At 33.1% G+C, this 12,905-nt stretch carries 14 protein-coding genes; all 14 read right to left on the bottom strand.

Going from position 1 to position 12,905, the window contains the following annotated elements:
• Positions 1-14: 14 nt before the first annotated feature.
• Positions 15-248 (bottom strand): hypothetical protein, encoded by a 234-nt coding sequence (locus QPK35_RS00415; RefSeq protein ID WP_290033514.1) that lies wholly within the window; start codon positions 246-248, stop codon positions 15-17.
• An 18-nt stretch (positions 249-266) separates the two neighbouring features.
• Positions 267-1,391, bottom strand: coding sequence for an alanine racemase (gene alr / locus QPK35_RS00410; RefSeq protein WP_290033513.1), 1,125 nt, complete (start codon positions 1,389-1,391; stop codon positions 267-269).
• 16 nt (positions 1,392-1,407) lie between these two features.
• The gene (gene acpS / locus QPK35_RS00405) at positions 1,408-1,770 is read right to left on the bottom strand and encodes a holo-ACP synthase (protein ID WP_290033512.1); all 363 of its coding nucleotides are present in this window, start codon (positions 1,768-1,770) and stop codon (positions 1,408-1,410) included.
• 2 nt (positions 1,771-1,772) lie between these two features.
• Complete coding sequence (cshA, locus tag QPK35_RS00400; protein ID WP_290033511.1) at positions 1,773-3,245, bottom strand: degradosome RNA helicase CshA; 1,473 nt, start codon at positions 3,243-3,245, stop codon at positions 1,773-1,775.
• 30 nt (positions 3,246-3,275) lie between these two features.
• Positions 3,276-4,652 (bottom strand): UDP-N-acetylmuramoyl-tripeptide--D-alanyl-D-alanine ligase, encoded by a 1,377-nt coding sequence (locus QPK35_RS00395; protein ID WP_290034277.1) that lies wholly within the window; start codon positions 4,650-4,652, stop codon positions 3,276-3,278.
• Between the two features lie 174 nt (positions 4,653-4,826).
• Entirely contained in the window at positions 4,827-5,711 is an 885-nt protein-coding gene (htpX, locus tag QPK35_RS00390; RefSeq protein WP_290033510.1) for a zinc metalloprotease HtpX, read from the bottom strand.
• Positions 5,712-5,725: 14 nt separating this feature from the next.
• The gene (locus QPK35_RS00385; protein WP_290033509.1) at positions 5,726-6,280 is read right to left on the bottom strand and encodes a LemA family protein; all 555 of its coding nucleotides are present in this window, start codon (positions 6,278-6,280) and stop codon (positions 5,726-5,728) included.
• A gap of 246 nt (positions 6,281-6,526) precedes the next feature.
• The gene (locus QPK35_RS00380; RefSeq protein ID WP_290033508.1) at positions 6,527-6,955 is read right to left on the bottom strand and encodes a GNAT family N-acetyltransferase; all 429 of its coding nucleotides are present in this window, start codon (positions 6,953-6,955) and stop codon (positions 6,527-6,529) included.
• An 88-nt stretch (positions 6,956-7,043) separates the two neighbouring features.
• Positions 7,044-8,381: an NCS2 family permease gene (locus QPK35_RS00375; RefSeq protein WP_290033507.1), complete on the bottom strand. Its 1,338-nt coding sequence runs from the start codon at positions 8,379-8,381 to the stop codon at positions 7,044-7,046.
• A 166-nt stretch (positions 8,382-8,547) separates the two neighbouring features.
• Positions 8,548-9,477, bottom strand: coding sequence for a thioredoxin-disulfide reductase (gene trxB / locus QPK35_RS00370; protein ID WP_290033506.1), 930 nt, complete (start codon positions 9,475-9,477; stop codon positions 8,548-8,550).
• A gap of 14 nt (positions 9,478-9,491) precedes the next feature.
• Positions 9,492-9,806 carry a thioredoxin gene (gene trxA, locus QPK35_RS00365; protein ID WP_290033505.1) on the bottom strand — a complete coding sequence of 105 codons (315 nt, stop codon included), beginning with the start codon at positions 9,804-9,806 and terminating at the stop codon, positions 9,492-9,494.
• A 115-nt stretch (positions 9,807-9,921) separates the two neighbouring features.
• The gene (locus QPK35_RS00360) at positions 9,922-10,173 is read right to left on the bottom strand and encodes a type B 50S ribosomal protein L31 (protein WP_290033504.1); all 252 of its coding nucleotides are present in this window, start codon (positions 10,171-10,173) and stop codon (positions 9,922-9,924) included.
• A 111-nt stretch (positions 10,174-10,284) separates the two neighbouring features.
• Positions 10,285-11,610, bottom strand: coding sequence for a transcription termination factor Rho (rho, locus tag QPK35_RS00355; protein WP_290033503.1), 1,326 nt, complete (start codon positions 11,608-11,610; stop codon positions 10,285-10,287).
• A gap of 16 nt (positions 11,611-11,626) precedes the next feature.
• Complete coding sequence (gene murA / locus QPK35_RS00350) at positions 11,627-12,895, bottom strand: UDP-N-acetylglucosamine 1-carboxyvinyltransferase (protein ID WP_290033502.1); 1,269 nt, start codon at positions 12,893-12,895, stop codon at positions 11,627-11,629.
• Positions 12,896-12,905 lie beyond the last annotated feature (10 nt).

The following is a 12,905-nucleotide window of genomic DNA, read 5'->3' as shown; positions in this document are numbered from 1 at the left end:
TTCATAAATTAGGTTTAAAATTGGCACTCATGTTCGCATAGTTGAAATTCACTACAAATATGTTGATTAATTGAACTCATCTCATTATATCCAGCAATCATTTTATCTAAAGATTGCTGATGCTCTAAAATATAAACTGCAATTTTAGGATTTTCTTTAATTTGTTCAACCGAAATCGAATAGTAATCACAATAAATTTGTAAATTCTCGCAATTCAAAACCTTTTTCAAAGCATCACTTGCGTTCATTTCAACAACCTCCGTTAGTTACTTCTTATAAAAGCGTGGAACACGTTGCGCAATCGAACAAACGATTTCATAATGAATAGTTCCAGCAAAGTCGGCTGCATCCTGTGCCGTTTTTATTTTACCATTATTTTCACCAATAAGGGTAACTTCTTTGCCAATATCCATTTTATATGGTAATCGAATCATAAATTGATCCATACAAATTCTTCCAACAATCTCACATTCATGGCCCTCAACAAGAACTTTTGAACCTTGCATTCGGCGTAACCATCCATCTGCATATCCCATTGGAACTGTACCAATCCATTCATCTTTTTCAGCAGTATATGTCGTACCATAACTAATAGAATCACCTGCATGAACCTTTTTTACTGCTACCAGTTCACTTGATAATGAAAATGCAGGCTTAATTTGCATATCTTCTGGTAAATCCACTTCTTTTCCTGATGGATTCAATCCATACATTCCAATTCCCAATCGTACTAAATCGCCACCGCATTTTTTATGCCAAATTGAAGCAGCAGAATTGGCTACATGAACATATTTTGGCCGTTTTTTTACTACTTCCATTAAATTTTGAAATTTGTTTAATTGCATTTCAAAATAAGTATCATCGGAACTATCTGCAGTAGAAAAATGAGTAAAAATACCTTCATAATCAAATTCATTTGGATATTTTTCAAGAAATTCAATTGCTTCACTCAAATCTTTTTGATTACGAAAGCCGATTCTTCCCATTCCAGTATCTAATGCAAGATGAACCCTTAATTTCAAATGACTTTTTTCAAGTTGAACTTGAGCTTCTTTTAAAAACTGTAAGTCGCCTACAGCAGTAGAAAGATTATATTTTGCCATATAAGTAGCTTGTTGTACAGGTGTAATTCCTAAAATCAAAATAGGTTTTGTAATTCCGACTTCGCGTAATGCAACTGCTTCATCAATTAAAGCTACGCAAAAGCCATCGACACCTGCCTCTTGTGCTGCAATTGCTACTGGAACTAAACCATGTCCATATGCATCTGCTTTTACTACTGCAAATAATGCTTGACCATCATTCATATGTTGTCTTTCAACATTAATATTATGTTGAATTGCACTTAAATCTATTGTGGCATAAGTATTTCTATGTCGCCCAATAATCATTTGAAACGTCCCTTTCCTATTTTTTTTCTAAAATAACTTCTGTCATCACTAATTCATCGGTATGCGAAATTGAAACATGTGCATTCAATTTTTCACTATATGGATGCTTTTTAAATTCTGGTTTTCCCCACTCATTATCAAGAATTTCTAAATCCTTAAAGGTCACATATTTTCCAATTCCTGTTCCTAATGCTTTACTATATGATTCTTTTACAGAAAATCGTCCAGTTAAAAACTCATCTTTTCTTTTTTCAGTTAAATTTTGATAAAAGTCAAACTCGTTATCAGTTAATACTTTAGTTATAAATTTTTCATTTTTCTGACGAATTTTATGTACTCGTTCAATTTCTGTAATATCAACACCTAGCCCATAAATCATGATTATCCCCGACTTTTTTTACGAATCTTATACTTTGGCTTTCTCTTATTTTCACGTTGCTTATCATATTCATGACGATAACGTCTGCCTTGGCTTCGCTTAGAATTACCATATTTTTTCTTTTTAGAAAATGATTGTCTTTTCTTTCTTCTTGGTAATGGTCGTTCTGGAGTAATCTTCACTGGTGTTGAACTTGCATCTTCTTTAGAAACGCTATTTAATAAAGCACATGCGATATCTAAAGCACTATATTCTTCCAATAATTGGTCTGCAGTCTTTAAATATTTTTCAGAATCAGTTTGTTCAATTAATGTTCCAATTTCCTCTACAGCTGCTGACATTTGCCCAGCAAATGCTTCTTTTTCTGTTGGTGGTCTCATTGGAATCATTCGTTTTTTAGTTAAGTTTTCAATTACACGTAAATAATCCATCTCATGTGGTGTTACAAAAGTAACTGAAATTCCATGCTTACCAGCTCTACCTGTTCTTCCAATTCTGTGTACATAACTTTCTGGATCTTGAGGTATATCATAATTATATACGTGACTTACGCCTGAAATATCTAAACCACGAGCCGCAACATCTGTAGCAACTAAAATATCAAGCGAACCATTTTTAAATTTTTTCAATACTTCGCTTCGTTGTTGTTGAGATAAATCACCATGGATACCAGCGGCATTATAACCACGAATTTCTAATCCTCGAGATAACTCATCTACGCGTCGTTTTGTTCTTCCAAACACAATTGTTAAATCCGGAGATTGTACATCTAAAATACGTGTCATTACATCAAATTTCTCATTATCACGTACTTTTACAAAATATTGATCAACTAAATCAGTAGTTAATTGTTTTGCTTTGATTTTTACAATTTCTGGATCATGCATAAATTTTTTTCCAATATTAAGAATGGATTTAGGCATAGTTGCTGAAAACAATAAAGTCTGACGTTCTTTGGGTACATTTTTAATAATATTTTCAATATCATCTAAAAATCCCATATCAAGCATTTCATCAGCTTCATCTAAAACTAACATTTTGACTGCTGACAAATCAGCTGTGTGTCTTTTAATATGATCCAAAAGTCTTCCAGGAGTTCCTACTAAAATATGAGGAGGATAATTTTTTAATTGCTTAATTTGGCGTGAAATATTTGCCCCACCATACACGACCTGAACTTTAGCTCGTTTTTCTTTACCTAATTTATATATCTCTTCTTGTGTTTGAATCGCTAATTCTCTAGTAGGAGAAATTACTAAAGCTTGAATTTGTTTTTTAGAATAATCTATTTTTTGTAGTAATGGCAAACCAAAAGCAGCCGTTTTTCCTGTTCCTGTTTGTGCTTGACCAATTACATCTATTCCACTTAAAACTAATGGAATTGTTTTTTCTTGGATTGGAGTTGCAGTTTCAAACCCTGTTCGTTCAACTGCTGATAACATTTGTTCATCCAAACCTAAATCATTAAAATTCAACCAAATCTCCTCAATTCTGCTCTATAAATATTATTTTTTTAATGCTTGTAAAACATTTTCTAAGTGCATTCCATGACTACCTTTTAGCATAATTACGTCATCTTTAGTAATTGATGCTTTAAGATTTTCAATCATTTGCTCCTGTGTCCCCAATGGGAAATAATGAATTCTTTTAGCAGGCATTTTTGCTCCTAATTGATCTGCCAAAATTCTAATTTCATTACCATATAAGTAAACTTCATCAATCTTATCAGGATTAATTTCTTGAGCTAAAGAAGCATGCATTTCTGCAGATTTTTCACCTAATTCAAGCATGTCACCTAATAATACAATTCTTTTACCCTTTGTTTCGACTTTTTCAAAAGAATTCAAAACTGCTTTAACTGCTGTAGGATTTGAATTATAAACATCGCTTAAAATTTGTTCTCCTAAAGCACCTTGTACCCATTCAGTTCTATTTTTAGTTAGTGCAAAATCTTTTAGTGCTAACTGCATATTTTCTGTTGAAATATGCATTAAACGACCTACTAAAAGCGATGCAAGGGCATTTTTTACGTTATAATCCCCTAACATAGGAATTTCAAATGATGTGTGATTTAATTCAGGAACATCAAAAGTCGTACGAGTTTCAAAACTCTTTATGTTTTCTGCAGTTAAATCATCATCATTATTGTTTAGTCCAAATGTTTGCGTTTCTTGTACAATTTTCTGTGCACGCTCATGTAATAAAGGTTCATCGCCATTGTAAACTAATACGCCATCTTCTTTTAATCCATGAGTAATTTCCATTTTAGCATCTGCAATTTTATCACGTGTTCCAAAGAACTCAATATGTGCCTCACCAATCATAGTAATAACGGCTACATCTGGATCTACTAAGTGACTTAATTTATCTAATTGTTCGAATCGATCCATTCCCATTTCAACAACTAATACTTCAGTATTAGGTTCCATTGATAAACATGTAATTGGGACCCCAATTTCATTGTTGAAGTTTTCAAACGTTTTTGTAACGTTATATTGTGTTTTTAAGACAGCAGCAATCATGTCTTTTGTAGTTGTTTTTCCGTTACTTCCAGTAACAGCAACCACTTGCGGATTAATCTTTTGCAAATAATACTTTGCTAATTTTTGTAATGCTTCAAGAGTATCATCCACTACTAATGCAGGTATTTCAGTAGGTATTGCACGGTGATCTTTTTGCCAAAGTGTTGCTTGTGCATTTGCATCAATTGCATTTTGAATGTATTGATGTCCATCATGCTCACCTTTCAAAGGGACAAATAAAGCTCCTTCTTTCATTTTCCGACTATCAAAGCTAACACTGGTGATGGTAATATTCTGCCAATCATTAGGAATATCTTCAATTTCTAACACCCGCGCAATTTCTGATAATTGCATCTTCATAAAATCTGCTCTTCCTTTCAGTAATAAGTTTTCTAAAACTGCACATAATTCTATGTAATTGTACCACATTCCAAGATATTCTTCATCGATATTACAAAATTGAAAAAGATGCAAATGAAAGTCAAAGCGAAAAAAAGCTTTATAATCCATTTGCATCTTTTCATTTAATAAATACTACATTTCTTCTAACCGTTTAATTCTTTGGTCAATTGGAGGATGAGTATCGAATAAATGTGCCCAATTATCTTTTTTGAATGGATCTGCAATATACAATGAAGCGCTACTTGTATTAGCATTTTTCATTGGCTCACTATTAGAAATCTTTTTTAGTGCATTTATTAAGCCTTGCGGATTTCTAGTAAGTTCAACTGCAGAAGCATCTGCCAAATATTCTCGATTTCTTGATAGTGCCATTTGTGCAAGCGATGCTGCAAGTGGCCCTAAAATTAATGTTAAAAGAGATAGAATCATCGCAATAATCGCTGAATTATTATTTTCATCATCATCACGATTAACTCTTCCCCAGAAAATAGAATTTACACTAAAATTAGCTAAATATGAAATTACAGATACTAATGCTAAAGCAGTTGATTGCAATCTAATATCATAGTTTCGAATATGGCTAATTTCATGTCCCATAACACCTTCAAGTTCTTCACGATTTAATCGTTGAAGTAAACCTGAAGTAGCGGCAACAGCTGCGTGTTCTGGATCAGGTCCAGTAGCAAATGCATTGGGACTAGGATCATCAATAATATATACCTCTGGCATTGGAACTTTTGCCACCATTGCCATATCTTCAACAACATGATATAGTTCTGGGGCTTGTTGTTCCGTAACTTGATGTGCATTATTCATTTTCATAACAATCTGTGTCGATTGACTCAATGTTGTAATCATATAGAAGATTCCAATTCCAATTGCTATCGCAATTCCAACTGAAGGTCTGCCATAACAGAAATAGCCAAGTGCTGCTCCCATTAATCCAACTAACATATAGAAACCAATCATTACATAAATCGTTTTTCTCTTATTTCGGGCAATTTGTTGATAAAGCATCTAAATTCCTTCTTCTAAAAATGAATTTGTGGCACATCTTTAACATCTTGAGGGACTTGTAAATAATCTATCTTAGTTAAATGACTAAATTTAGCCACCAAATTTGATGGAAAGACTACCAACTTTTTATTAAAAATTGCTGCAGAACTATTAAATAGTTGCCGTGAGTATGCAATTTTATTTTCAGTATTCGTTAGTTCTTCTTGTAATTGTGAAAATTGTTGACTAGCTTTTAAATCAGGATAATTTTCAGAAAGTGCAAAAATTGATTTTAAAGCATCTGTTAACTGGTTAGAAATTTCCATTTTTTCTTGATGTGCATCAGCAGGCAATGTCATAATTTTATTTCTTAATTTAACAACTTCTTCAAACGTTTCACGTTCATGCTTAGCATATCCTTTAGTGGCTTCTACTAAATTAGGAATTAAGTCATTTCTACGTTGTAACTGAACATCAATTTGACTCCAAGCCTCTTCTGTATTAACCTTTGCAGTTTGCAAATTATTGTATAAAATAACATATCCACCAATAATAACAACTAATAAAATTATTAAAATAATAAAAATCATTTTCCCACTCCATCTATTATAAAATAAGGTGTGAGAACAATTAGTTCTCACACCTCTTGTTGGTACTTTGATAACTAACATCAAAATAATCTATTTTTTATCCACATTAAAAATAGATCACACGCTGCAATCCGGCAGTTTATGTGTGCCATTCGATTTAGCCTTGTGCCGCAACACGATAGTAAAAATACTATTGGCTATTCTCGACTCATCGCATAGCGTTATAATAACATGTAATTATCAAATTTACAATTCTTTTGTCATCACATGATGAGGAATTTCAACTTCATTAAAACTCTCACCTTGTATTTTATACCCTAGTTTTTGATAAAACTTTTCCGCATTGTCTTGAGCATGTAATGTAATTTTATTTACATGATTTTCTTTTGCATCATGTTCAATTGCTTCGATAATTTTTGAACCAAAATGACGATTTCTCCAATCTGGTAATACTGCCATTCGTTGGATTATCCATTGTTGTCCATCAAGCACAACACGAGCAGTCGCAACTGGAACATCATTTACATATCCTACGTAATAACAAGGACCATTTTCACCCTGCATTTCTAATTCAATTGGGATACCTTGTTCACTAACGAAGACTTGTTCTCTAATTGAAACAGCATCTTTATACAATTCCTGATCAAGATTAACTGTTTTTTTAATCTTTAACATAAGTACACCTCAAGCACTATTATACAAAAAAGCAGTTAAAATAAAAATAAATATTAAAATCCTATAATCTATTCATTATTCTTTCTAATTATTTAAAGCCTAAAATTGCAAAGTATGCAATGAATACAAAGAATAATACATACATTAATAATGGAACGTCTTTCCATTTCTTTGCAGCAATCATTGTAATAGGATAAGCAACAAATCCTAATGCTAATCCATCTGCAATACTATATGTTAAAGGCATACCAATTAAAATCAAGAAAGCAGGAATAGCAATTTCTAATTTACTCCAATTGATTTTAGCTGTATTTTGAGCCATTAATACACCTACAATAATTAAAGCTGGTGCTGTTACTTGTGAAGTTGCTACTGCTAACAATGGTGAGAAGAACATTCCCACAATGAATAATAATCCGGTTATGACAACTGTGAAACCTGAACGTCCACCTACTGCAATTCCAGCAGAAGATTCAATATAAGCACTAACTGGTGATGTTCCTAAAACCGAACCAACCATCATTCCTGTTGAATCAGCCATCAAAGCTTTACCAACACGTGGCATCTTATTATCTTTCATAAAACCACCTTGTTGAGCTAATCCAATTAATGTTCCTGTAGTATCAAAGAATGTAACCAATAAAAATGTAAAGACAACAATCCACATTTGCATTGTATTTATATGACCAATATTTCTAAGAGCAACTCCAAATGTAGGTTCCAAACTTGGAATACTTGAAATAAAGCTCTTTGGCATTGAAATGTATCCTGAGAACATTCCAAAAACTGCACCTGCAACCATTCCAATGAAGATTGCACCTGGGACATTTAATAACATTAAGATTACAGTTACTAATAATCCAAATAATGTTACCCATACAACACCTTTAATATCTCCTAAAGCTACTAAAGTTGATTTATCGGCAACAATCAAACCACCGTCTTTTAATCCAACAAATGCGATAAACAATCCAATACCACTTGAAATTGCATATTTCAAATCAACTGGAATAGAATTAATAATTGTTTCACGAAGTTTTAAAACTGTAAGTAATAAGAAAATAATTGATGCTACAAAAACACCAGCTAAAGCAGTTTGCCAAGGAATATGCATTTCAATACATACTGAATATGCAAAGAATGCGTTAATACCTAGACTTGGTGCTGAAGCAAAAGGATATTTAGCATATAATCCCATTACTAAACAAGCAAATGCAGCAGATAATGCAGTAGCTGTAAATACAGCTCCTTGATTCATGCCAGAAGCTCCTAAAATTGTCGGATTAACAAACAAAATGTAAGCCATCGACACGAAAGTCGTACAACCAGCGATTATTTCACGCTTAAAATTCGTATGTAACCGATCAAACTCAAAATAATTTGCAATACCTTTCAAAGATAAACACTCCTTTGTAAACACGAACATTAAATTAAAGAATTATTGTAAATTACAAAGATAAATATACATTATCGATTAAGGTTTGTAAATAATAAATTTATAGAAAGCGTTTTTTAATTAAAAACTTAAAAAATAAAAAGTTAAATCCGAACAATGTAAAATGATTGTTCGGATTTAACTTCCGTATTTTATATTAATTCTTGAGACTTTCTAAATAATCAAATGTTCCTTGTCCTGCAATTCCCCCATCGCCTACTGCTGTAGTAATTTGTCGTAATTTTTTATCACGTACATCTCCTACTGCAAAGACCCCAGGAATTGAGGTTTTCATTTGATCATCTGTAATAATCCAACCTTGCTCATTTGTAATTCCTAAATCTTTAAATGGTTCAGTCATTGGTACATTTCCAATATAGATAAAAATCCCATCTGTCTCTACCAATGTATCCTTGCCTGTATCTTTATTATGAGTCATTACACCTGTCACTTTTTGGCCATCACCCACAATTTCTGTTACAACTGTATTCCATGTGAATCCAATTTTATCATTAGCAAAAGCACGGTCTTGTAAAATTTTTTGTGCACGTAATTGATCACGTCGATGAACAACGTTTACATGGTCAACTAATTTTGCCAAATATGCACTTTCTTCGACAGCAGAATCTCCACCACCAACAACTGTAACTTTTTTATTACGGTAAAATGCACCATCACAGACTGCACAATATGATACACCTTTACCACTATATTCTTCTTCACCTGGAATTTGTAATTTGCGATATTGGGAACCCGTTGCAATTACTACTGCTGGTGCCTCTAACTCACCACTATCAGTAATAACATGTTTTATATTATCTTGATCAACCGTCATTTTTTGCACACTACCATAAACAAAATCTGCTCCAAATTGGATTGAACTTTGATACATTTCTTCTGCCAAATCTGGACCTAAAATAGATTTAAATCCAGTGTAATTTTCTACTTCAGCAGTATTATTCATTTGGCCTCCATAAACTCCACGATCAAGCATTGCTACCTTCAAATTTGCACGTGAAGCATAAAGTGCTGCAGTCATTCCGCCAGGCCCTGCACCAATTACAATTACATCATATTTATCAGCCATTGTGACACCTCATATTAAAGATATTGATTAATAATTTGTTCTAATTGTGCTTTATCATGATATCCAACAATTGAATCCACAATCTTGCCATCTTTTTTAATAACCATTGTAGGAATTGACATTATTCCTAATTCAGTTGCAGTATTAGGATTTTGATCGATATCCATCTTAGTAAATTTAACCTTGCCATCTAGTTCCTTGGCTAATTCATCGATTACAGGGCTTTGCATTCTACATGGACCACACCAAGTTGCCCAAAAATCTGTAAATGTAATTCCATTAGCTGTTTCTTCTTCAAAATTACTATCTGTTAATTCTTTAACTGACATAGCGCTAACTTCCCTTCTATAAAATCATTATTAAATAGAATATATAAATATTCCTATATCTTATTTTATAACAAAAAAGACTGCAATTGATAATTTGCAGTCTGAAAAATATCCTTTATTTGTTTGTAAAGCCATATTTTTTGTTGAAACGATCGACAACACCGTCTGCTTGTGTAAACTTTTGTTTACCTGTGTAGAATGGGTGTGAGTCGCTTGAAATTTCAACACGGATTAATGGATATGTGTTACCATCTTCCCATTCAACAGTTTCGTTTGATGTAGCTGTTGAGCCAGATAAAAACTTGTAACCTGTTGATGAATCCATAAATACAACTTTATGGTAATCTGGGTGAATTCCTTGTTTCATTTTAATTTCGCTCCTTTGCCCTGGTTCATTTGCTGAGCCAGAGTTAAATTCATGTTGTATAACAGATATCATGATAACATGAAATAATTATGCATGCAATATTATTTTTAATTACCTAATTGACTTAATTTTGTTAATTTCTGCAATAAACTCTTCATTATCCTTTGTATGACGCAACATGCCTAACACTTCTGCTGTATCCTGTGTTAAATCATTAGTCATTAATTCACGTCTTAACTTCCAAATAGCGTTTCGCATTTCAGTAGGTAATAATAAATCTTCTCTTCTAGTAACAGATTTATCAAGATCAATTGCAGGGAAAATTCTTCTTTCAGCTAATGTACGATTTAATTGCAATTCTTGATTTCCAGTTCCCTTAAATTCCTCATAAATTACATCGTCCATTCGACTTCCAGTATCAATCAATGCGGTTGCTAAAATTGTAAGACTTCCGCCTTCTTCAACGTTTCGTGCTGCACCAAAGAACTTTTTAGGTTTGTACAATGCAGCAGGATCCACCCCACCAGATAAGGTTCTTCCACTTGGTGTTTCAACCAAGTTATATGCTCTTGCCAATCGAGTCAAAGAATCAAGTAAAATTACCACATCTTGCTTATCTTCAACAAGACGCATTGCACGTTCCAAAACTAATTCAGCAACCCTGATATGATTTTCTGGACGTTGATCAAATGTTGAATATATTACTTCGCCATCTACGGTTCTTTCTAAATCAGTAACTTCTTCTGGACGTTCATCGATTAATAGTAGCATTAATTTCGCATCCGGATAATTTTGAGAAACACCTCCAGCGATTGCTTTTAATAAACTAGTTTTTCCCGCATTAGGAGGAGCAACAATTAATCCACGTTGGCCAAATCCAATTGGAGCAAACATATCAATTATTCGTGTTGAGATGTTTTTAGTTGTTGTTTCTAACTTAATTTGTTTATCTGGATAAATTGGAGTTAATGCAGGAAAATGCGGACGACTTTTAGCTTCTTGAGGTGATTTTCCATTTACTGAATCAATACGCATCATTCCATAATTCTGTTCACCATGTCGTGGAGAGCGTGCCAATCCTGCAACTAAATCACCATTTCTTAATCCAAATTTACTAATTTGGCTGACAGAAATATAGATATCTTCCTTTGAAGGTCCATAATTGATAGGACGTAAAAAGCCGTATGAATCACGTGAAATAATTTCTAAAACGCCTTCCATATAAAAATATCCTTGCTTTTCTGCTTGAGCTCGCACTACTGCCATTGCAAGTTCTTTTTTATTCATTTGACTATAATATGGAATCTTATACTTTCGAGCATATTCATAAATTTCACGTAATGTCATTTTTTCAAGGTTTTTTAAAGTTATCGCATCTTTTTCACCTTGCAAATCTTCAGTTTTATTGTCTTTATTTTTTTCCGTTTTTTTCTCCATTATTCTATCGACATCCTTATTCAGCAACTGTTAACAGTTCAATTTCAACTGATAACTCATTCATTTTTTCAACAATTCTATCGTAACCACGCAAAATGTTATCTGCATTATTAATTACAGTAGTACCGTTTGCCATTAATCCAAGACCTAATAAAGCAACCCCAGCACGAATTTCTCCCGCATCAACTGTTGCTCCTACTAAATGATCTGAATGTTTAATTGTAAATACTCCATCTTCACATGAAATATCTGCACCCATTCGTTGCATTTCTGAAATATGTTTAATGCGCTTAGGATAAATTGTTTCAATGATTTTACTTGTTCCTTCTGCACACATCAACAATGGCGTGATTGGTTGTTGTAAATCAGTTGCAAAACCTGGGAATGGTGAAGTTTTAACAGTTACAGGTTTTAAATCATCATTTCCTGGGATATAAATGCTATCTTCATTAATTTCCATTGTTACACCCATTTCGCGTAACTTAGCAATAAATGGATCTAAATGTTCTGTAATAACATTTTTAATTAACACACCATCACCATTTGCTGCTGCAAATGACAAATAAGTTCCGGCTTCAATTCGATCAGGAATAATTGTATGAGTATTAGTAGATTTTAATGTTTCAACACCCTCAATTCTAATCTCATCTGTTCCCGCACCACGAATATGTGCTCCCATATTATTCAAAAATGTAGCTAAATCAATAATTTCAGGTTCTTTAGCAACATTTTCCATGATTGTTGTTCCTTTTGCTTTGACAGCTGCAAGTAAAACATTAATTGTTGCACCAACTGAAACCATATCAAAAAAGACTCTAGATCCATGTAACCCATCTGGACCTGTAGTAATTTTAACTGCATTTTCTTGTTCTTCAACATGTGCCCCTAATGCTTTAAATCCCTTAATATGTTGGTCAATTGGGCGAGGTCCGATATTATCTCCTCCTGGGAAACCAACTGTTGCCTCTCCAAATTTTCCTAATAGTGCACCCATGAAATAATATGATGCGCGTAAACTCCGAATTGCACCACCTGGCAATGGGGAATTTTTAATATTAGTTGGGTCAATCTCTAATTTTCCATTTTCAAAATGTGATTTTACATTCATTGCTTCTAAAATCAACATTAAGTTATGTACATCTAAAATCTCAGGTACAGAATCAAACTTTACAGGAGTATCAGCTAAAATAGCAGCTGGTATTAAAGCCACTGTACTATTTTTAGCTCCGCCAATTGTAACTTCACCGCGAAGGCGTTGCTCTCCCTTAACTATCATTTTTTTCATTGAAAGATCC

The sequence above is a fragment of the Ligilactobacillus cholophilus genome (genome assembly GCF_030389495.1).
Lineage (GTDB): Bacteria > Bacillota > Bacilli > Lactobacillales > Lactobacillaceae > Ligilactobacillus > Ligilactobacillus cholophilus.
This window is presented reverse-complemented; position numbering and strand designations above follow the sequence as displayed.

Bases quoted from the DNA above. Each gene is read 5' to 3' on its own strand.
- trxA (WP_290033505.1), bottom strand. From the start codon at position 9,806: ATGTCAGTTAAAGAATTAACAGATAGTAATTTTGAAGAAGAAACAGCT.
- QPK35_RS00380 (WP_290033508.1), bottom strand. From the start codon at position 6,955: ATGTTAAAGATTAAAAAAACAGTTAATCTTGATCAGGAATTGTATAAA.
- QPK35_RS00360 (WP_290033504.1), bottom strand. From the start codon at position 10,173: ATGAAACAAGGAATTCACCCAGATTACCATAAAGTTGTATTTATGGAT.
- acpS (WP_290033512.1), bottom strand. From the start codon at position 1,770: ATGATTTATGGGCTAGGTGTTGATATTACAGAAATTGAACGAGTACAT.
- QPK35_RS00415 (WP_290033514.1), bottom strand. From the start codon at position 248: ATGAACGCAAGTGATGCTTTGAAAAAGGTTTTGAATTGCGAGAATTTA.
- htpX (WP_290033510.1), bottom strand. From the start codon at position 5,711: ATGCTTTATCAACAAATTGCCCGAAATAAGAGAAAAACGATTTATGTA.
- QPK35_RS00375 (WP_290033507.1), bottom strand. From the start codon at position 8,381: ATGTTCGTGTTTACAAAGGAGTGTTTATCTTTGAAAGGTATTGCAAAT.
- QPK35_RS00395 (WP_290034277.1), bottom strand. From the start codon at position 4,652: ATGAAGATGCAATTATCAGAAATTGCGCGGGTGTTAGAAATTGAAGAT.
- rho (WP_290033503.1), bottom strand. From the start codon at position 11,610: ATGGAGAAAAAAACGGAAAAAAATAAAGACAATAAAACTGAAGATTTG.
- trxB (WP_290033506.1), bottom strand. From the start codon at position 9,477: ATGGCTGATAAATATGATGTAATTGTAATTGGTGCAGGGCCTGGCGGA.
- QPK35_RS00385 (WP_290033509.1), bottom strand. From the start codon at position 6,280: ATGATTTTTATTATTTTAATAATTTTATTAGTTGTTATTATTGGTGGA.
- murA (WP_290033502.1), bottom strand. From the start codon at position 12,895: ATGAAAAAAATGATAGTTAAGGGAGAGCAACGCCTTCGCGGTGAAGTT.
- alr (WP_290033513.1), bottom strand. From the start codon at position 1,391: ATGATTATTGGGCGACATAGAAATACTTATGCCACAATAGATTTAAGT.